The organism is Chryseobacterium sp. DZ-32, assembly GCF_059587025.1.
This window is the reverse complement of the sequence record NZ_JCAIOM010000001.1, coordinates 274,735-294,671: the sequence shown is the minus strand read 5'-3', so window position 1 is coordinate 294,671 and position 19,937 is coordinate 274,735. Positions and strand designations below refer to the sequence as shown.

The following is a 19,937-nucleotide window of genomic DNA, read 5'->3' as shown; positions in this document are numbered from 1 at the left end:
AACATTTTTTTAACGCCCTAGGTAAACCAATAAAACATTAATATCAGCAGGGGAAACTCCGCTTATTCTTCCAGCTTGTGCAATAGTCTTCGGACGTACATTAGACATCTTCTGTTTTGCTTCTGCAGAAAGACTGGAAAGCTTTGTATAATCGAAATCTTCAGGAATTTTAATATTTTCCAGACGATTCAGCTTTGCAACGTTTTCTTTTTCTTTCTCAATATATCCTTTATACTTAATATTGATCTCTGCCTGCTCTCTTACTTCATCATTATATTGGGTAGAAACTTCTTTAATAAAATCAATTTCATCCAGTTTTTCTAACGTCATATTAGGTCTGGTAAGGATTTGTGCTGCTCTGTACGCCTGATCAACAGGGCTGCTTTCGATAGATTCCAGGACAGGGTTAATAATACCTGGTTTTAAAGAAGTTTCTCGAAGGAAATCTTCAAGTGATTGACTTTCAGATATTTTTGTTTCAACGCGTCTTAATCTGTCTTCTTTTGCCAGTCCTAGCTGATATGCTTTCTCTGTTAATCTGATGTCAGCATTATCCTGTCTTAAAAGAAGTCTGTATTCTGCACGGGAAGTAAACATTCTGTAAGGTTCTTCAGTTCCCTTTGTAATTAGGTCATCAATCAATACTCCAATATAAGCTTCATCTCTGTTTAGGATAAAATCTCCCTTTTCATGTACTTTATTATGTGCATTGATTCCGGCAATTAATCCCTGGCCGGCTGCTTCTTCGTATCCGGTTGTTCCATTGATCTGTCCTGCGAAATATAAATTATCTATTAATTTAGTTTCCAGCGTATGTTTCAATTGGGTAGGAGGGAAGTAATCATATTCAATAGCGTAACCCGGACGGAAAACTTTTACATTTTCGAATCCTGGTATATGTTTCATTGCTTTGATCTGTACATCCTCTGGAAGAGAAGAACTGAAACCGTTGACATAGATCTCTACTGTTTTCCATCCTTCCGGTTCTACGAAAAGTTGGTGTCTGTTTCTTTCTGCAAAACGGTTAATTTTATCTTCAATACTTGGACAGTATCTAGGACCTAAGCTTTGAATCGTTCCATTGAACATTGGACTTCTGTCGAAACCTTCTCTTAAAATATCGTGTACCGTTTCGTTGGTATATACGATATGACAGCTTAGTTGTTTTGTTAGTTTCGGAGTGTCAAGATAACTGAACTTTTGAGGATTTTCATCTCCTTTCTGTTCTTCCATTTTTGAATAATCCAAACTTCTTCCGTCTACTCTTGGTGGAGTACCGGTTTTCATTCTTCCTGCCTCGAAACCTAAAGTGACCAGTTGTTCTGTAATTCCAAAAGCTCTCGGTTCACCCATTCTTCCTCCTCCTAATTGTTTATCTCCAACGTGGATTAATCCGTTAAGAAAAGTTCCGTTTGTAAGAACTACAGATTTTGCTTTAATCTCAATTCCTAAAGAAGTAACTACTCCGGCTACTTTATTATTTTCAACAATCAGTTGTTTCACCATATCCTGAAAGAAATCAAGATTGGGAGTATTCTCTAATGCTAAGCGCCATTCTTCGGCAAAAAGCATTCTGTCATTTTGGGTTCTCGGAGACCACATCGCAGGACCTTTTGAAAGATTAAGCATCTTGAATTGGATGGCAGATTTATCTGCCACAATTCCGGAATATCCTCCCATTGCATCAATTTCTCTTACGATCTGTCCTTTTGCGATTCCGCCCATTGCCGGGTTGCAACTCATCTGTCCGATGGTCTGCATATTCATTGTAATAAGCAGTGTTTTTGAACCCAGGTTAGCTGCTGCTGCTGCTGCCTCACAACCTGCGTGTCCTGCACCTACTACTATTACATCATATATTTCTGAAATCATTTTTATCTCGCTCGTTTTAAGCTTTAAACCTTATCTTTATAACCAATGTTTCACGTGAAACATTTTTGGAGAATGCACTCTAGGTAAACTCATATTGTTGCTAGAATAGAGTACTTTAGATATGGGACTTTAAGTGATTCTTCAATTTTAAAACTTTAAATCCCTGTATTTATCCAGGTACAGATCTTCCATTCTCCGCATCTCTTTTTCTTCCTCTTCCGTCTTGTCTTTGTAGCCTGCAAGATGTAAAATACCGTGGGCTAGAACCCTTCTTAATTCTTCTTCATAATCTCGGGAAAGAGTAGAGGCGTTATCAGAAATGCGCTGCAAAGATACGAAAATCTCAGCGCTTATTGTCTTACCTTTTACATAATCAAAAGTGATGATATCTGTATAATAATCATGCTGCAAATAATCCTGATTGATCTTAAGAAGATATTCGTCATCACAGAAAATGTAATTGATTTCTCCTAATTTTTTTCCTTCTGAAAGAATAAGATCTTCCAGCCATTTTTTGTAATCTGTACTTACCGACTCTGGTAAGTTTTCGTAAAAGAACTGTATCATTTTTTTAAAACCAGTGTCCTAAAATAACACTGAATATACCTTTTTGGTTATTTTTTAGAGAGTGGCTGAAGTTTACTTTTATCTGCCCGAAAGGAGATTTGTAACCAGCTGTAATTCCCAGTGAGCTATAATTTACTTTAACTGCATCCTCAAACTTGATATCGTTTGATAAGTTGGCAAAGGTAAAGTTTCCGCTGATAAAATAGTTTTTATTAAACTTAAACTGAACATCATTGGATGCCAGTATTACATTGTTTGTATAAAGCTGGGCGAAATAGAATCCTCCAAAACTTTTAAAATTGATGAGATTCTGCTCAAAAATTCCACCTAATCTGTACTGATAATAGCCTGGAAGGTTTTCACCGATAGTAATCCCTCCAAACAGATTGAGGCGATAACTGAATTGTTTGCTAAGTGGAATATTAAGTTTAAGGTCTGCTTTGATCTGAATAATTCTTTTATCAACTTCAGACTTTAAAAGATCTACAACCTTTCCTTCTGCTGCAAAATAAACCCCTTTTGTAGGGAATTCCTTATCATCCTGAGTGTCGGTCTTAATAAAAACATAAGGGTTCAGAAAACGGCTGTATCGCCTGTTATCTCCATTGCTGTTTTCTGCTTTAAAATAATCGTGGCTGATACCGCCGCCAATGGCAAATTTATCCTTCCAGGTAGACTGTATATAAGCTTCATTTCTGATCCATTCCCAGCGGTCTACTACATAATTATCTACATTCTTTATATCAAAGCTCATTCCTGAAGAATAGAGACCAACTCCCGGAATGTATCCGTTATCTACAAAATAATTAAGGTAATATCTGAGGCGGTCTCCTACAATGAGATCCACCGAAAGGTTTGAATTTTTGAATAAAAGTCTTTTGGCAGAATAATTCAAAAGAAGCCCCGTTTTAAAAACTTCGTCATAATGCAATCCGAATTTTAAAAAATGACGGGCATCATCTTCAGTCACGTAAAGCTTCAGGTAGTTGGCGTCATTCTCCTGAACGATATCATAATTGATAAATTTGTAGTTGTTGGTGGCAACCAGTTTATCAATCATTTTATTAATACTTCCGTAGGTCTGCAAAGAGGGAAGGCGTAATCCCATTTTCCCTAATGTGTAGTTTTTTCCGTAAATTTTACTTCCTTCAATAGAAATACTGTCTATTTTATAAACATTGGAATATATAGGGTTCACCTGTTGTCTGAGACGGTCAAATGATCTCTTTGGCAGTTGGTCTAATACCTGGGAATATTTCATACCTTCCACATATCCACTGTCCAGAATTTTCTTTTTATCATCGTAGCTTGTAGCAGACATTCCTTTCAGATTGGGTTTAATATTGATATCTGTATATCTGTATTGTCTTCGGGTATCTCTTTTGATACCGAAATCTATGACCTGGTTCAGAATGGCTATAATATTGTTTAAATCTTCTCTTTTAGAAAGATCCTGATTAAGGTCCACACCAATGACGATGTCAATTCCTTTGTCCTTTAGAGGCTTTGACGGATAGTTTACCGTCATTGCTCCGTCTATATAAATGCTGTCACCAATTTTTACGGGATCCATTAAAGAAGGAAACGCAGAACTTGCCATAATAGACTGTACGAGATCTCCTTTTTCAAAAATCTGCATATTTCCGCTTTCAAGATTGGTGGCAACACATAGGAATGGGATAGGCATTTTAGAAAAGTCTTCAATATTGGAAACGTTTTTGAAAAGTTCTTTCAGAAGATAAACGTTTCTCTGGCCGGTGCTGATGGAAGAGGGAAGTGTAATTTTTCCGTTTTTAAGCGGAATGGATAAAAGATATTTGTCTACGGATTTGTTGAAAAAGCTTGCTTCCTGCCGGGACTTCGGATCCATAATCAGAGAATAGAAATCCGTATCCATGACTATTTTTTCTATTTCTTTTCCGGAATAGCCTGCGGCGTACAATCCGCCTACGATGGCTCCCATACTCGTTCCGGAAATGTAATCCACTTTCACTCCCAATGAATCCAGCACTTTAAGAACTCCAACATGTGAAAATCCTTTGGCTCCGCCACCGGCCAGAGACAGGCCTATTTTTGGATTCTTCGGAATTACCAGATTTTTTTTTACCTGAGAATGGATCAATAACAGTGGGAATATGAAAAGCAGAATCAGGAGTTTTCTCATAGTTAATCTTTTATATAAATCCGTTTCACCCGCGGGGAAATGGAGGTTAATACTTCATAGGTTATCGTTTTGCAGTATCCTGCGAATTCTTTTAAGCTTGGTTTGGCGTTGAAAACAGTTACGGTATCACCTTCTTTTACGTTGGGAATATGGTCTACATTAATCATCATCATATCCATGCAGATATTTCCGACGATAGGTGCAAGAGTTTTATTTACACCTACATTTCCTACCTGATTTCCGATCAATCTTGGAATTCCGTCTGCATATCCTACAGGAATCGTTGCAATTCTTGTAGGATGATCTGCTTTATATCTTCTGCTGTAGCCTACAGATTCACCATTTTCAACGGTTGATATCTGTGAAATTACGGTTTTAAAGCTTACCACAGATCGTAATTGTTTCTGAATTTCAGGATCTGCAGATTCTCCAAGCATTCCGATACCAATTCTTACCATGTCATGCTGATGATCTTTATAGCTTGTGATTCCTGCTGAATTCAGGATGTGGCGTATAGGAGTGTAGCCTAATTTTTCAATAAGATAGCTGGAATTTTTTTCGAAAACCTCCAGTTGTTTTAAAGTGAATTCTTTTTCTTCAGGCATATCAGAAGAAGATAGATGACTGAACATACTTTGAACCTTTACATTTTTATGGCTTAAAGTTTCGTTTAATTGATCCAGCTCAAAGTCTTTAAAACCAAGACGGTGCATTCCCGTTTCCAACTTGATATGGATTGGATACTTCTTATCATATCCGGATTTCTGAACCGCTTCATAGAATAATTCCAAAACTCTGAAACTGTAGATTTCAGGTTCAAGGTTGTATTCAATAATTGTCTGATAACTGTGCTGTTCGGGATTCATCACAATAATAGGAGTAGTGATTCCTTTTTTTCTGAGCTCTACACCTTCATCTGCATAGGCTACCCCAAGATAATCTATATGATGATGCTGAAGAAATTCTGATACTTCAAAGCTTCCCAGCCCGTAAGCGTTGGCTTTCACCATTGCCATCATTTTAGTTCCCGGTTTCAGCAATGATTTATGATAGTTGATATTGTGAAGAATTGCATTAAGGTTTACTTCCAATACCGTATCATGCTTTCTGAGTTCAAGAATATCTTTCAGTTTTTCGATCTCAAATTTTCTGGCTCCTTTGAGCAGAATAATCTGATTTTCTATTTCAGTAAGATGTTTGCTTTCAATGAGCTCTTTAGTATCAATAAAAGTATATGTTTTAGTTTTAAATAATTCACTCAAGTTTGATATTTCATCACCAATTAAGAAGACAGAGTCAAAATTTTGCTCATTCACCAGTTCAGAAACTTCTTCATATAATTCTTTGGCGTTGGAGTTTACTCCTACAATATCTGTTAAGACCAGTGATTTTTTAGATTTGTTGTATTCATTCAAAAACTGCAGGGCAGTCTTCAAAGAGTCGAGGTCAAGATTAAAAGAATCATTGATGATAATATTGCCTTTAATTCCTTCAATGGCTTCAAGCCTCATTTCAACGGCTTTTAAAAGGTTGATTTTTTCAACGATCTTTTTATTTTCGATATTCAGTTCCTTAAGCACGGAGATAAGCGCCATAGCATTGGTTAATGTAGCTTCGTCTCTCTGATGCGCAGGAAAACTGATTTCTTCACCCAAATATTCAACAATGATGTTTTCATCTTTGGAAATATTGTTTTTGATGAAAACCTGATTCTCTTTTTTAAAACCGTAAGAAATTAATTTTTTATCAGAATAGGATTTTTTAATTTTTTGATCAACCAAAAAATTATCTCCATTATAAATGATCACTTCAGAATTTTTGAAAAGAATAATTTTTTCATTAATCAATTCTTCCTCGGAAGAAAAGTTGGCCGCGTGAGCAGTTCCGATATGCGTGAGCAGTCCGATCTGAGGGTGGAAAATATTTTCAAGTTTTTCCATTTCATGCGGTTTTGAAATTCCCACTTCAAAAATTCCCAGTTGATGAGAATTGTTGATTTGAAGAAGAGACAGCGGAAGGCCGATCTGGGAATTAAAACTCTTAGGGCTTTTCACTGTAGGAAATTCATTCCACAGACATTGATAGAGCCATTCTTTTAATATAGTTTTACCATTACTTCCCGTAATCCCGATGGATTGTAAATGAGAATGTTCAAAATGATACTTTGCTAACTTTTGAAGAAACTCTACAGAATTTTCAACAATGATCCAGGTTATATTTTCAAACGCCGGATAATGATGTTCAGAAATAATGACATTGATTCCCTTGTCCATTGCAGACTCAATAAATTTTTCACCGGAATTTTTGTGAGTATTGATCGCAATGAAAGCTGTATTCTTGATAGAATAAATAATCCTGCTGTCGTATGCTATATTTTTGATCAATAAACTTCCGTCACCAATGAACTGTGAATTGGTGATCTCTGCAATGTGTTGTACTGTATAATTCATTGGTACCCTTTCTGCTTTTTTAGCGAAACGGCAAAAAGGTAAAATAGTAAAAGGGCTAAGATTTATGACATCATCCGGTTTTTCCTTTTTAAATATTTTACAGTGTAGCTTTTTCGCTTTTCATTTTATATTAGTGAATATATTTTACGGTTTATAGCAAACAGTTTTACAATTTAGTGATTTCGTCGTCTGCTTTATCCGATTATTTTCTTTTTGAAAGTACTTCGTCAATAAAAACACGGCGGCTTACTGCTTCATAACTTTCTGTTTCTCCCAGTTCCACCAGATTATCTCCCTGTGAAGTTCTCATCGAGTAGTTGGCAAGATTACCGGTTCTCTTACAAATAGCATGCACTTTTGTAACATACTCTGCAGTCGCCATCAAATTGGGCATTGGTCCAAATGGACGACCCAAAAAATCCATATCCAATCCTGCAATAACGACTCTGATCCCGCTATTGGCGAGCTGGTTGGCAACATCAACAATGCTTTCATCAAAAAACTGAGCTTCATCAATGGCTACTACATCACAATTGGAAGCCAGCAGAAGAATTTCATTAGGGTTTTCTACTGCTGTACTGCGGATTTTATTCTGATTATGGGAAACTACATCTTCTTCAGAATACCGTACATCCATTTTGGGTTTAAAAATTTCCACATTCTGTCCTGCCATTTCCGCTCTTCGCAATCTGCGGATAAGTTCCTCGGTTTTACCGGAAAACATAGAGCCACAAATTACTTCCATCCAACCACTTTGTTTGGAATGATTAATTGTATTTTCTAAAAACATTTGTTAAATTAGCCGTATATTTTTAACATCAAAAGTAAGCAATTTTAATAAGAATCTTATTATGCAGAATATCCAAGATTTAAAGGAAAAGATTTTTTTTGAATCCATGAATATCATTGATAATCTGGACAAAATAAGTAATATAGACGAATTACTTTCCAAGCAAGATCTTGTAGATGAGCTTGCTAACAGGATTTCTTTTTTGAAACTGCTGGAAAAAAATATCGAATACTTCGTAACAGATAATACGGCACAAAATCCGGAGCATCAGTATGTCTCTTTTGTTTCAGGAGAAACAGAACATCATGATACAGGAAGTGAAGTAACCGAAGAGGAGGCTATTTTCAATAATGAACTGAACGAAATTGATGAAAATGAAGTTTTTTCTGAGGAATCTGAAGAAGAAGCCGTTTTCAATAATCAGCTGAATGAAATTGTTGAAAACGAATTCCATGAAAATATCGTAAGCTTTGTAGAAGAAAATAAGACTGAAAACGCACCTGAAAATCAGGAACAGGATTTTGGAAATGAAACGCTGGAAGAAGAAGAAGCAGTTTTTAATAATCAGCTGAATGAAATTGATGAAAATGAAATTTCAGAAGAACAAAGAGCTGTTCTGAGTTTTGTGGATGAGGATAAAATCCTTGCAGATTCTACACCGGATTCGGATGAAGATCTTAACGAAGATCTGTTTTATAATGAAGTAACAGCAGAAGAAGCGGTTTTTAATAATCAGCTGCATGAAATAGAAGAACAGGAATCACTAATTTCCGGAGAGGAATCGAAGAAAGAACCTGAGTATGCGGTAGCAGATGATGTGAAATCTTCCGTTACAGAAACCATTCCAAGCATTTTTGATACAGAGACGCTGGATGATGAAATACTGATTGAAGAAAACGAAGAACAATTTGTGGCTTCAAACATTTCCATAGAACAGGGAGAAATGGCTACAGAGACTTCCAATGTAGAAAATATTCTGAGTGAGATCAAAAATGACCACTCTGAAGAACCTGTAAAAGAAGAAAGTATTCTTGCTGAAGTCTATGATCGCAGAAAGATTGTCGAAATCGACAAGCCTGCTCCCGAAGAAACAGATAAACATCGTTCCGATGAAAGCTTCGAAAATTTAGAAGAATACCATCGGGAGAAAAAAATAAAATTAGCCAATATCAAAGGAATGAAGGCTGTTCAGTCACTTTTTGATGACGACCACCTGGAACTTTCCAAGGAAGAAAAAACAGCTCCTGTTGTTAAAGAAGATACAGGAAGTATTCTGAAATCCAATATTCCAACCCAATTCATGGAAGCAGATAAGCTGAAACCTGAATTTAAGCTGGATCTGAATGACAGACTTGCCTTCACGAAGATGCTTTTTGAAGGAAGCCAGGCAGATCTGAATGATACCGTTTATCAGCTGAACCAATTCAGAACACTGGAAGAAGCCAAAGAATACCTGAGTGATCTGTACTATGACAGAAAATGGAATAAGGTGGATGAATATGCACAGAGACTTTGGATATTGGTGGAAAATAAATTCTTATAATTTTGAGCGGAATTCTATATTTTGTTCCCACACCCGTTGGGAATCTGGAAGATATGACATTCAGGGCAGTAAATGTTCTGAAAGAAGTAGATTATATTTTATGTGAAGACACCAGAACTTCAGGAATACTTTTAAAACATTTTGAGATTTCCAAGCCCTTAAAGTCTTATCATTTACATAATGAGCATCAGGCAACGGAGAAAGTGATTACAGACCTTAAAAACGGGCAGAATATTGCTATTATTACCGATGCAGGAACTCCCGGTATTTCAGATCCCGGATATTTGCTGGCCAAAGCAGGAGCAGATAATAATATTGACATGATTTGCCTTCCCGGAGCTACGGCGCTCATTCCGGCACTTGTTGTTTCGGGGCTTCCTAATAATGAATTTCTATTCGCAGGATTTCTGCCGCAGAAAAAAGGAAGACAAACCAAACTGAAGCAGCTTGCAGAAGAAAAAAAGACCATCGTTTTGTACGAGAGCCCTCATAAGATTAATACCACTCTGGAACAGATCAAAGAATTCTTCGGAGAAGAAACCAAAGTAAGCTTAAGCCGTGAGATTTCTAAGAAATTTGAAGAAACTAAAAGAGGAACAATCAATGAATTAATTGAGTTCTCCAAGAGTAAAACTTTAAAAGGAGAGATCGTCCTTATTGTCAATAATTCTATTTAATTTTCTTTGAAAAAATTAGTTTTTGTATTGTGTTCTGTAGTCTGTACAGCACAAACTAACCAATATATGAAGGTGATCCTGTCGAAAAAGACGGGGAAAGAAATCAGTTCTTATTCTGAAGGATATGGAACATTCTACGATACTGATTATAAGAAACAGGGAATTGTGGATTCTTTGGGAACTATTACATTTGAATCTCCTTACAAAGGAAGTATTCTGCATGTTTTCAAAAACCGGTTTATTCTTTATTCTGAGGAAGGAAATGGCAGAAAATCAGCTGTTATTGACGAAAAGGGAAAAAAACTTATTCCTCTGAACGATCAGGAATTTAATACACCCTGGTGGAGTGAAGAATGCATTATTTCATCAAAACAGAATTCAGAAGCTGTTTATGATTTTAACGGAAAGGAAATCATTCCTTATTCGGAAAAAATCCGTTTTTCAGGGAAGAACAGACTTTTTGTTTTAAAAGATAAAAAATGGTTTCTGTATGATTTTAACGGGAAACAGCTCAGCACGCGGGAATTTAAAGAAGACTACAGCTTTGAAGATGACAGGGCACTTATCATTAATGAAAATGGAGAAAGTGAAATCATTGGTAATAACGGACAAACGCTGCATAAATTTTCTAAACAGGTTGTAAACATCAATGCTTATCCTTATCTGATTACTAAAAATAAAAGTACAGGAAAGTACGGTTTGATTGATGCAGAAGACAATACGATTGCCGAAGAAATCTTTAACGATATCACCCCGGAATATTTTGGCAAAAAAGAATATATCTATCTTACAAAAAACGGAAAGACAACAGTTTTCAGTAAGAAAGACGGAAAGCTGTATGCACAGACTTTTAAATATGTAAATCCTTTATTGGGTAATTTGTTCAGTGTTTATAATGATAAAGCAAAAAAATCCGGCATTATAGACCTGCAGGGTAACATCATTTTTCCTCAGGAATACGATTTTATCAAAAGTTTTACTATTTCCGGAAAAGATTTTATTTACCTTAAAAAAGGAAATGAAGAACAATTTCTGGATAGAGATCTTAAAAATATTGTAGGAGACGGAGTTCAGATTTTCGGGTTTTATCCCGACAATCTTATCATTGGAAAGCAGGACCGCTATTATAGATTTTCTGTAAAAGATCATTCTATATCTGAGTTGAAAAATATCAGCGAGATTAAAAATGAAGATGTTGACTATTTTAATCCTCTTAATCAATATTCAAAACCTTTGGTCTGCAGAAACACAGACAACTTTTATGGAATCCTGGATGGGAAGGGAACAGAAATTGTACCGTTTGTATACGAAGATATTATCACATTCGGAAATGCTGAAAACGAAATTGTCGTGAAAAAAGAAGGAAAATTTGGGGTTTCCAATTTTCAGAATGAGCCTTTGAAAGACATTATTTATGAAAAATATTTCTGGCAGAAAGAGGTATTAAGACTGGATAAAAGTAAAAAAACAGACTTTATTTATTTCACCAGATTTAAAAATAATTATGTTCAACTTTAATGAAAATCCTGATATTCATCAAAAAAAAGCTAGTATTTTGACAATTTAAATGGGTTGAATAACATTTTATAATATCTTTGCAAACCGTTTAATTCCAGAAAGGAATTGTAGAAACATGAAGAGGCAGCTGTCACTAGCTGAACGAGTTATAAAAAAATAATTGTCAATAGATATGAAAATATTAGAAGGAAAAGTAGCACTAATTACCGGAGCTACAAGAGGAATCGGTAAGGGAATTGCTGAAATGTTTGCTCAGCAGGGAGCAAAAGTAGCATTTACCTACGCTGGCTCTGTAGACAAAGCAAAAGAATTAGAAGCAGCTTTAAGTTCTGTAACCCAAATTAAAGGATATCAGTCTGACGCATCAGATTATGATGCTGCTCAGAAATTGGTGGAGGAAGTGATGGCAGAGTTCGGGCAGATTGATATTTTGGTAAACAATGCAGGGATTACAAAAGATAACCTGTTGTTGAGAATGTCCAAAGAAGATTGGGATAAAGTAATCAAAGTAAACTTAGATTCAGTTTTCAACCTTACAAAGGCAGTAATTAAGCCGATGATGAAGGCAAGATCAGGATCTATCATTAATATGACTTCTGTAGTAGGTGTGAAGGGTAATGCCGGACAAGCCAACTATGCAGCTTCTAAAGCCGGAGTGATCGGGTTTACAAAATCTGTGGCATTGGAATTGGGATCAAGAAATATCAGATGTAATGCTATTGCTCCCGGATTTATTGAAACAGAAATGACGGCTGTTCTGGATGAAAAAACCGTTCAGGGATGGAGAGAAGAAATTCCAATGAAGAGAGGAGGTCAGCCAGCGGATATCGCCAATGCATGTGTATTCTTAGGCAGCGAAATGTCTGCATACATTACCGGACAGACGTTAAACGTTGACGGTGGAATGTTAACATAACAATATAAAAAGGCTGCATAAATGATATGCAGCCTTTTTATATTTCTTTGATTTTTTAGTTAAAAACCTGATTTTCCTGCTCCTGAACTCTTATAAAAGTAGTTCTCTTGGAAAGTTCTTTAAGCTTTGAAGCACCTACGTAAGTACAAGTAGATCGTACACCTCCTAAAATATCCTTTACCGTTTCTGAAACAGGACCCTTATAAGCTACTTTTACTGTTTTTCCTTCAGAAGCACGATATTCTGCCACACCTCCGGAATGCTTATCCATGGCTGTTTTAGAACTCATTCCATAGAAAAGGCGATATTTTTTACCGTTTTCTTCAATCATTTCGCCACCACTTTCATCATGTCCGGCAAACATTCCGCCCAGCATGACGAAATCTGCACCGCCACCGAAAGCTTTTGCTACGTCACCGGGAACTTTGCATCCGCCGTCAGCAATAATATGTCCTCCCAAACCGTGTGCAGCATCTGCACATTCAATAATCGCAGAAAGTTGAGGATATCCCACTCCTGTTTTTACTCTGGTCGTACACACAGACCCAGGTCCAATACCTACTTTAATGATATCTGCACCTACCAGAAGAAGTTCTTCTACCATTTCTCCGGTAACCACATTTCCTGCTATAATAATTTTATCCGGAAAATTGGCTCTTGCTTTCTTCACAAATTCAACGAAATGTTCAGAATAGCCATTGGCTACATCGATACATAGAAACTCAATTTTTGGGTGCTTATTGAGAATCTGTTTTATTTTCTCTTCATCAGCTTTTCCGGTTCCGGTACTCAGTGCAATATACTGATGAATACTTTCAGGCTGGCTGTTGAGAAACTTGCTCCATTCCTCAGGAGTATAATGCTTATGAACCGCGGTAATAATTTTCTCCTTGGCCAGTTCCACTGCCATTTCAAAAGTTCCTACCGTATCCATATTGGCTGCAATTACGGGGACTCCTGTCCATCTTTTCCTGGTATGTTTAAAGGTAAATTCTCTCAGTAAATCAACTTCCGAACGGGATTTCAAAGTAGAACGCTTAGGGCGGAACATTACATCCTTGAACCCCAGTTTTATGTCATATTCTATACGCATTTTGTAATTATTTGTCAGAATAAAGGTAGTGAATAATATGAAATAGTGTATTTTTGAAATAATGGATTTTCCTGTAACATTTCATATTTTCGGCAAAACAATCCTTGCGCATCCGCTTTTTGAGGCTGCCGGAATGTTTTTGGGCATGAGATATTATTTTTATCTGAAACGTAAGGCTAAAGAAAAACTTTCTTTCAATACTTCTGCTGCGGTTTTAATTGGTGCTACTGCCGGAGCTTTGATCGGTTCCAAGCTGATCGGTAATCTTGAAAACCCTTATGCATTATTTGAAAATTTTTCCTTCAGAAAGGTCTGGTCAAACAATACTATTGTAGGAGGTCTGGCTTTTGGTTTATTGGGAGTAGAGCTGGCAAAAAAGATTGTACATCATAAAGAAAGTACTGGAGATCTTATTGTTTTCCCTCTGATATTGGCCATGATTATAGGCAGAATAGGATGTTTTCTTACAGGTATTGGTGAAGAGACATATGGTATTCCTACTGATTCTGTTTTTGGAATGCATTTGGGGGACCAATATCTCAGACATCCTGTTGCCTTGTATGAAATAGCCTTTTTACTTCTTCTGTGGATGGGATTAAAGTATATCCAGAATCGTAAAAAATACCCTTCCGGTTTTATTTTTCAGCTGTTTATGCTCAGCTATTTTACATTCAGATTTCTTTTGGATTTTATAAAACCAAGGGTAGAAGTCATTGGAAATATGGGTACGATTCAAATGGTGTGTATCTGTGTAATTATTTACTACATTTATAAAATAAAAAATACCGGATCTTTATATTTAAAAAATTCAAGATGAAAAAATTAACTATTTTAGAAGGCAATCTCAATCTGGCTGGAGTAGTGGTAATGATTATTGGTGCGATTATTATAGCTGCACTGTTCTTTTCCCTCATCGTCGCTTTTATTACAAAACTTATTTATGAAAGGAAAGGAGACCGAAAATTCACCAGAAAACAATTTATCCAGACCATGCTTATATCCCTTCTGATCTGTGGATTAATCAGCGGTTATATTTGCGGAGGACTTTAAAAAATTTGCTATGCCAGTAAGAAATTATACTTATTACGATTATACAATCAGTCTTTGCCCGGAATGTCTTAAAAGGGTAGGTGCCAAAATCATTATTGAGGATGAAGCTGTTTTTATGACCAAAAGATGTCCGGATCATGGATTTTATAAAACAAAAATAGCTTCTGACGTACAGTATTATAAAAATATAAGAAACTATAATAAAGCCTCTGAAATGCCCTTTCATTTCGGAACAGATTTGGAATATGGATGTCCCTATGATTGTGGACTATGTGTAGATCATGAACAGCATAGCTGTCTTTCTATCGTAGAAGTTACAGATCGTTGTAATCTGACCTGTCCAACCTGCTATGCAATGTCCTCACCCCATTATGGAAGTCACAGAAGCCTGGAAGAAATTGAGGCTATGTTTGATGTTATTGTAAAAAATGAAGGGGAACCGGACGTGGTGCAGATCAGTGGAGGAGAACCTACAATCCATCCGGAATTTTTCAAAATTATGGATATTGCCAAATCAAAACCGATCAAACATCTGATGCTGAACACCAACGGAATCAGAATAGCCAATGATCCGGGATTTGCTGAACGATTGGCGACCTATGCTCCCGAGTTTGAAATTTACCTTCAGTTTGATTCATTTAAACCTGATGTCCTGGAAGATTTCAGAGGGAAAGATCTTACCGCTGTCAGAATGAAAGCACTGGAAAAACTCAATGAACTTAACCTTTCTACGACATTGGTGGTTGTTCTTCAAAAAGATAAAAATATTGATGAAATAGGAAAAATTATAGAATTTGCCCTGAAACAGAAATGCGTAAGAGGAATCACCTTCCAGCCGGTTGAAATTGCCGGAAGAAACCGGGAAGATTCTGCTCATGAAAAAATTACCTTAACTGAAGTAAGACAGGAAATTATCAATCAGTTTCCGTTATTAAATTCTGATGATATTATTCCCGTTCCATGTAATCCGGATGCGCTGGCTATGGGATATATCTTGAAACTGCAGGGCGAAACAATCCCTTTAACCCGATATATCAATCCTGCAGATCTTTTGAATAATGAATCAAGGAATACCATTGTTTATGAACAGGATAAAGGATTGCATATGCAGCTGCTGGATATTTTCAGCACCGGAATTTCCGTAGATAAAGTTCAGCCTAAAGTCAATCAGTTACTGTGCTGCCTGCCGGATGTTTGTGCTCCGGATCTTGACTATGATAACCTTTTCAGAATAATTATCATGAACTTTATGGATGCTCATGATTTTGATGTAAGAGCGGTGAAGAAGTCGTGCGTACATATTGTCAATAAAGACCTGAAATTAATTCCTTTTGAAACCATGAACCTCTTTTACAGAGATGAAAAAAAGGCTTATCTGGAAGAACTCAGGAAAGAAGATAAAGTTTTATTTTAGCCATATAAAAAGCAAAGCGTGAAATTTCATTTCACGCTTTTATTATTTCCTTGTTATTTTACTTCTTTTACATCTTCAAAAGTCATCACTTCCTCCAATGTTTTCATGTATTCATAAGCTGTCAGGTCAAACTTTACCGGAACAATAGAAATATATCCGTTGGCCAATGCTGTTTCATCAGCATCTTCAGAATCATCCATATTGTTGAAATAACCTGTCAGCCAATAATATTTTTTACCATGAGGATTTACTCTCTCATCAAAGCTTTCTTCCCATTTGGCATTGGCCTGTTTACAGACTTTTACTCCTTTAATCTCTTCCGCCGGAAGTTTAGGAATATTTACGTTCAGTACAACTCCTTTTGGCATTGGGTTTTCCAATGTTCTTCTTACAATATTCTGAATAAATTCTTTAGCCTGAGTGAAATCTGCTTCCCAGCTGAAATCCAGTAATGAGAATCCAATGGCAGGAATTCCTTCTACACCTGCTTCTACTGCAGCCGACATGGTCCCTGAATAGATTACATTGATAGAAGAATTTGCCCCGTGATTGATTCCTGAAACCACAATATCGGGTCTTCTGGTCAGAATTTTATCAAGAGCCATTTTTACACAGTCAACAGGAGTTCCGCTACAGGAAAAATCTGTCTGAGGGCCATCCAGAGTAACTTCTTCGTAGCTTAGGGTAGAATTAATGGTAATAGCGTGGCCTTTTCCACTTTGAGGAGAATTGGGGGCAACAACCACTACTTCTCCGATTTCATTCATAAAATTTACAAGATTTCTGATACCAGGAGCTGTAATTCCGTCGTCATTAGTCACCAGAATAAGTGGTCTTTCCATAAATTATCTTTAATTTTTTATTTAAACAGAGTGAGTTTGTTCATTTTCAGAATTGAACAAATAGATTTTCAACACATCAAATGTAGGTAAAAATCAGACGCCATAAAATACCAGATTGGGATTGGCTGTTGTGAAATAGAAATAAAATCCTTCTGCTTTTGCTTCAGAGAGTGAAGATCAATGCACCGATAAAGAAAAATGCCAGAAGCAGAATATCTGACTAAAATGAAGGAATTTTAATATGAATTTTAGTTCATCAAACTCAGAATTTTACAGGTGCCTCCCCATGAAAATCTCTTGTTATCCTGTGAAGAACACCTGTAAAGCCTGATAATTTTAATGTTAAGTGGTCGTACAAAATAATAAACTAGTCGAGAGGTTTTCTACCGGAAATGATATTATAAAGAATAACAATAATAGCAATAACCAGTAAAACGTGAATTAAATAACCTGTGCTCATTCCGGGAACGACTCCTAGCATTCCCAATAGCCAAACAACGATGCAGATGACTGCTACTAACCATAATAAACTTTTCATGACTTAATATTTTGAATTTGTATGGTTAATTCTCTGCATATTTTATGCCTTTATGGCTAAAAATTGATTTTTGTGGTATGTGTTTTCTGTTTTTAGATTAAAAATTAAAAATTTAGGTGTGTTTGAAAAAAAGGATTGATCTGTATCACTTTATAACGAAACTGTCTGATAATAGGAAACGGCTCATACTGTCCTGATTATTTGTAAATCTCTTTAAATAAAAATGATCAAAACTGTCGATATTTGTAAATAAGGTATTAAATTTGATCATTTGTAACAGTACCAAACTTACTGCTACTAATTACTATACTTATTTTAAAAAAATTAATAAATAAAGACAGTTTATGTGGAAAAATTTCAAACTGAATAAATTTTTACTCCTGATTCCATTAACCAGTCTAATGTTTTGTTTCAACTCGCCACAGAATGACGATGAAAAGATGCAGACAATAATGGTGAGCGTAAAAAACACACTTTCTTATCTGCATTATAGCCCGAAATCTATCAATGATGCCTATTCGAAGGACGTTTATAAGCATTATTTCGAATTGGTAGATCCAGCGAAAAGATATTTTCTGCAATCTGATATGGATGAATTCAGCAAGCATGAAACAAAGCTTGATGACTATATCGGACAAGGTGATCTTACATTCTATAAGCTTACCATTGACAGACTTTACCAGAGAGTGGATGAGATTGATAAAATCACACAGGATATCTTCAGCAAGCCCATCAATCTTCAGGAAGATGAAACGCTTACTCTTGAGCCCAAACTAAAAAAAGTACCTGCCAACAAACAGGAACAGTATAATGAGTGGAAAAAATTCATCAAATACAACATCCTCCAGGAAGTTGAGTCGATGAACAGCAAAGAAGAAGCTCAGAAAGAAAAGAAAGACTCTGTTCAGAAATACAAACTGAAAGATACGATCAAGTTTAAGCCACTTACTCAGGACGAGAAGATCAAAAAAGCGACTGATGAGGTAAAAGACCTTGTAAAAGATACTTTCACGAGATTCAAAAAGAGAAAGAAAATGGATTGGTTTACCGTGTATATGAATGCGTATACTGAAGTATTTGATCCGCACACCAACTATTATTCTCCAAAAGATAAAGAAGATTTTGATACCCAGTTCACCGGAAAAGTAATTGGTATCGGAGCCCTGATCCAGGAGAAAAAAGGAAACCTTTACTTAGGAGCGCTTACCATTGGTGCACCGGCATGGAAATCCAAGCAGCTTTCAGAAGGAGATAAAATCCTGAAAGTAAGATCAAAGCCGAAAGAAGATGCTGTAAATGTGGTAGGAATGCTTTCTGATGAAGCGGTAAGACTGATCAGAGGTGAAAAAGGAACTCCGGTAACCTTAACTGTTCAGAAAAAAGATGGTTCCATTAAAGATGTAACCATGATCCGTGAAGAGGTTGCTATCGAAGATACATTTGCAAGAAGTATTGTAGTGAATGCTCCAAATGGGAAGAAATACGGCTTTATCAACCTTCCAAGCTTTAATGCTGACTTTGAAAATGCCAAAGGAAGAAATGCTTCTGATGATATCAAAAATGAAATCATTAAGCTTAAAGAACAGAACATTCAGGGAATCATTCTTGACCTTAGAAATAATGGTGGAGGTTCTTTAACTGAAGTAGGCGATATTATGGGACTTTTCATGGAAGCTGGTCCTTATGTTCAGGTAAAAGACGGAAACGGAAAAATACAGACACTTAAGAACAAAAATGAAACTCCAATCTGGACAGGTCCGTTGGTTATCATGCAAAACGAACTTTCGGCTTCAGCTTCAGAAATTCTTGCAGGAGTAATGCAGGATTATGGAAGAGCGATGATTATCGGATCTCCACAATCTTTCGGAAAAGGAACCGTGCAGACTTTTGTGGATCTGAACAGATTCCTGAACACGGAAGATGATTTTGGATCTCTAAAACTGACAATCCAGAAATTCTACAGAATTACAGGAGAATCTACCCAGAGAAAAGGAATTGTTTCTGATATCCAGATGAAAGACTTCTTTACGTATGCTGAAGTAGGAGAGCGATATGATGATTATGCATTGGTCTGGGATAAAATTCCACCTACAAAATTCCAGAAACTGAACTATTTCAATATCCAGGCTCTGGAGAAGGCAAGTGCAGACAGAATGGCTAAAAACAGCAATTATCAGTTGCTATTAGAATCTGCTCAGTGGAGAGAAAAACTGGATAAAGAAGAAAATATCACATTGAATATTACAAAATTCAATGAGCTGATGAAGAACAGAAAATCTCAGATTGAAAAGTTCAAGGCTTTGACAAAATTTGAAAACGGTCTTCAGTTCATCATGTATCCAAGTGAAATTGAAAGAGAGAAAAAAGACGAAGCTTTCAAGAAAAAATCTGAAATGTGGATCAAGAATCTGAAAAAAGATCTTTACCTGCAGGAAGCAATGAATATTGTATCAGACATGGGAGCTAAATCCTAAACATAAAAAAACCGCTAATTAAAAGATTA

Annotated in this window: 16 protein-coding genes; 8 read left to right on the top strand and 8 right to left on the bottom strand. The window is 36.2% G+C overall.

Annotated features, from left to right (window positions below):
* Positions 1-9: 9 nt before the first annotated feature.
* From mnmG to AC59HC_RS01350, 5 genes are all read right to left on the bottom strand, one after another.
* Positions 10-1,872, bottom strand: coding sequence for a tRNA uridine-5-carboxymethylaminomethyl(34) synthesis enzyme MnmG (mnmG, locus tag AC59HC_RS01370; RefSeq protein WP_062672818.1), 1,863 nt, complete (start codon positions 1,870-1,872; stop codon positions 10-12).
* A gap of 147 nt (positions 1,873-2,019) precedes the next feature.
* On the bottom strand, positions 2,020-2,439 hold the full coding sequence (gene ybeY, locus AC59HC_RS01365; RefSeq protein WP_034694045.1) for an rRNA maturation RNase YbeY: 420 nt from the start codon (positions 2,437-2,439) through the stop codon (positions 2,020-2,022).
* Positions 2,440-2,443: 4 nt separating this feature from the next.
* Positions 2,444-4,603, bottom strand: coding sequence for a patatin-like phospholipase family protein (locus AC59HC_RS01360; protein ID WP_496557861.1), 2,160 nt, complete (start codon positions 4,601-4,603; stop codon positions 2,444-2,446).
* A gap of 2 nt (positions 4,604-4,605) precedes the next feature.
* Complete coding sequence (locus AC59HC_RS01355; protein WP_496557860.1) at positions 4,606-7,053, bottom strand: bifunctional UDP-N-acetylmuramoyl-tripeptide:D-alanyl-D-alanine ligase/alanine racemase; 2,448 nt, start codon at positions 7,051-7,053, stop codon at positions 4,606-4,608.
* A gap of 202 nt (positions 7,054-7,255) precedes the next feature.
* Complete coding sequence (locus AC59HC_RS01350) at positions 7,256-7,843, bottom strand: thymidine kinase (protein WP_062672824.1); 588 nt, start codon at positions 7,841-7,843, stop codon at positions 7,256-7,258.
* Positions 7,844-7,904: 61 nt separating this feature from the next.
* Between AC59HC_RS01350 and AC59HC_RS01345 the strand changes: the two genes are divergently transcribed.
* The 4 genes from AC59HC_RS01345 (at position 7,905) to fabG (ending at position 12,497) form a co-directional block, all read left to right on the top strand.
* Positions 7,905-9,386: a DUF8457 domain-containing protein gene (locus AC59HC_RS01345; protein ID WP_496557859.1), complete on the top strand. Its 1,482-nt coding sequence runs from the start codon at positions 7,905-7,907 to the stop codon at positions 9,384-9,386.
* A 2-nt stretch (positions 9,387-9,388) separates the two neighbouring features.
* Positions 9,389-10,063, top strand: a complete 675-nt coding sequence (rsmI, locus tag AC59HC_RS01340) for a 16S rRNA (cytidine(1402)-2'-O)-methyltransferase (protein ID WP_047377914.1) — start codon at positions 9,389-9,391, stop codon at positions 10,061-10,063.
* A gap of 66 nt (positions 10,064-10,129) precedes the next feature.
* Complete coding sequence (locus AC59HC_RS01335) at positions 10,130-11,581, top strand: hypothetical protein (RefSeq protein ID WP_496557858.1); 1,452 nt, start codon at positions 10,130-10,132, stop codon at positions 11,579-11,581.
* Between the two features lie 172 nt (positions 11,582-11,753).
* A complete protein-coding gene (gene fabG, locus AC59HC_RS01330; protein ID WP_041461954.1) occupies positions 11,754-12,497 on the top strand; it encodes a 3-oxoacyl-[acyl-carrier-protein] reductase in 744 nt (247 codons plus the stop codon).
* Between the two features lie 55 nt (positions 12,498-12,552).
* Here fabG and AC59HC_RS01325 read toward each other — a convergent pair whose 3' ends face one another.
* On the bottom strand, positions 12,553-13,590 hold the full coding sequence (locus tag AC59HC_RS01325) for a GMP reductase (protein WP_202842148.1): 1,038 nt from the start codon (positions 13,588-13,590) through the stop codon (positions 12,553-12,555).
* Positions 13,591-13,651: 61 nt separating this feature from the next.
* On the opposite strand from AC59HC_RS01325, the gene AC59HC_RS01320 reads away from it, so the two are divergent.
* Genes AC59HC_RS01320 through AC59HC_RS01310 form a run of 3 tightly spaced genes read left to right on the top strand, consistent with a single transcriptional unit; the run spans position 13,652 to position 16,054 of the window.
* Positions 13,652-14,407: a prolipoprotein diacylglyceryl transferase gene (locus AC59HC_RS01320; RefSeq protein ID WP_202842147.1), complete on the top strand. Its 756-nt coding sequence runs from the start codon at positions 13,652-13,654 to the stop codon at positions 14,405-14,407.
* On the top strand, positions 14,404-14,640 hold the full coding sequence (locus AC59HC_RS01315; protein ID WP_202842145.1) for a hypothetical protein: 237 nt from the start codon (positions 14,404-14,406) through the stop codon (positions 14,638-14,640). The genes AC59HC_RS01320 and AC59HC_RS01315 overlap by 4 nt, the downstream gene beginning before the upstream one ends.
* A gap of 10 nt (positions 14,641-14,650) precedes the next feature.
* Positions 14,651-16,054 (top strand): radical SAM protein, encoded by a 1,404-nt coding sequence (locus AC59HC_RS01310; RefSeq protein ID WP_496557857.1) that lies wholly within the window; start codon positions 14,651-14,653, stop codon positions 16,052-16,054.
* Between the two features lie 53 nt (positions 16,055-16,107).
* Here the strand turns inward: AC59HC_RS01310 and surE are convergent, their stop codons facing one another.
* Both surE and AC59HC_RS01300 read right to left on the bottom strand, forming a co-directional pair.
* Complete coding sequence (gene surE, locus AC59HC_RS01305) at positions 16,108-16,896, bottom strand: 5'/3'-nucleotidase SurE (RefSeq protein WP_062672842.1); 789 nt, start codon at positions 16,894-16,896, stop codon at positions 16,108-16,110.
* 367 nt (positions 16,897-17,263) lie between these two features.
* Complete coding sequence (locus AC59HC_RS01300) at positions 17,264-17,434, bottom strand: lmo0937 family membrane protein (RefSeq protein ID WP_110008970.1); 171 nt, start codon at positions 17,432-17,434, stop codon at positions 17,264-17,266.
* Between the two features lie 344 nt (positions 17,435-17,778).
* Here AC59HC_RS01300 and AC59HC_RS01295 point away from each other — a divergent pair, with 344 nt between their 5' ends.
* Positions 17,779-19,908, top strand: coding sequence for a carboxy terminal-processing peptidase (locus AC59HC_RS01295; protein WP_496557856.1), 2,130 nt, complete (start codon positions 17,779-17,781; stop codon positions 19,906-19,908).
* The last annotated feature ends 29 nt before the right edge of the window (positions 19,909-19,937 follow it).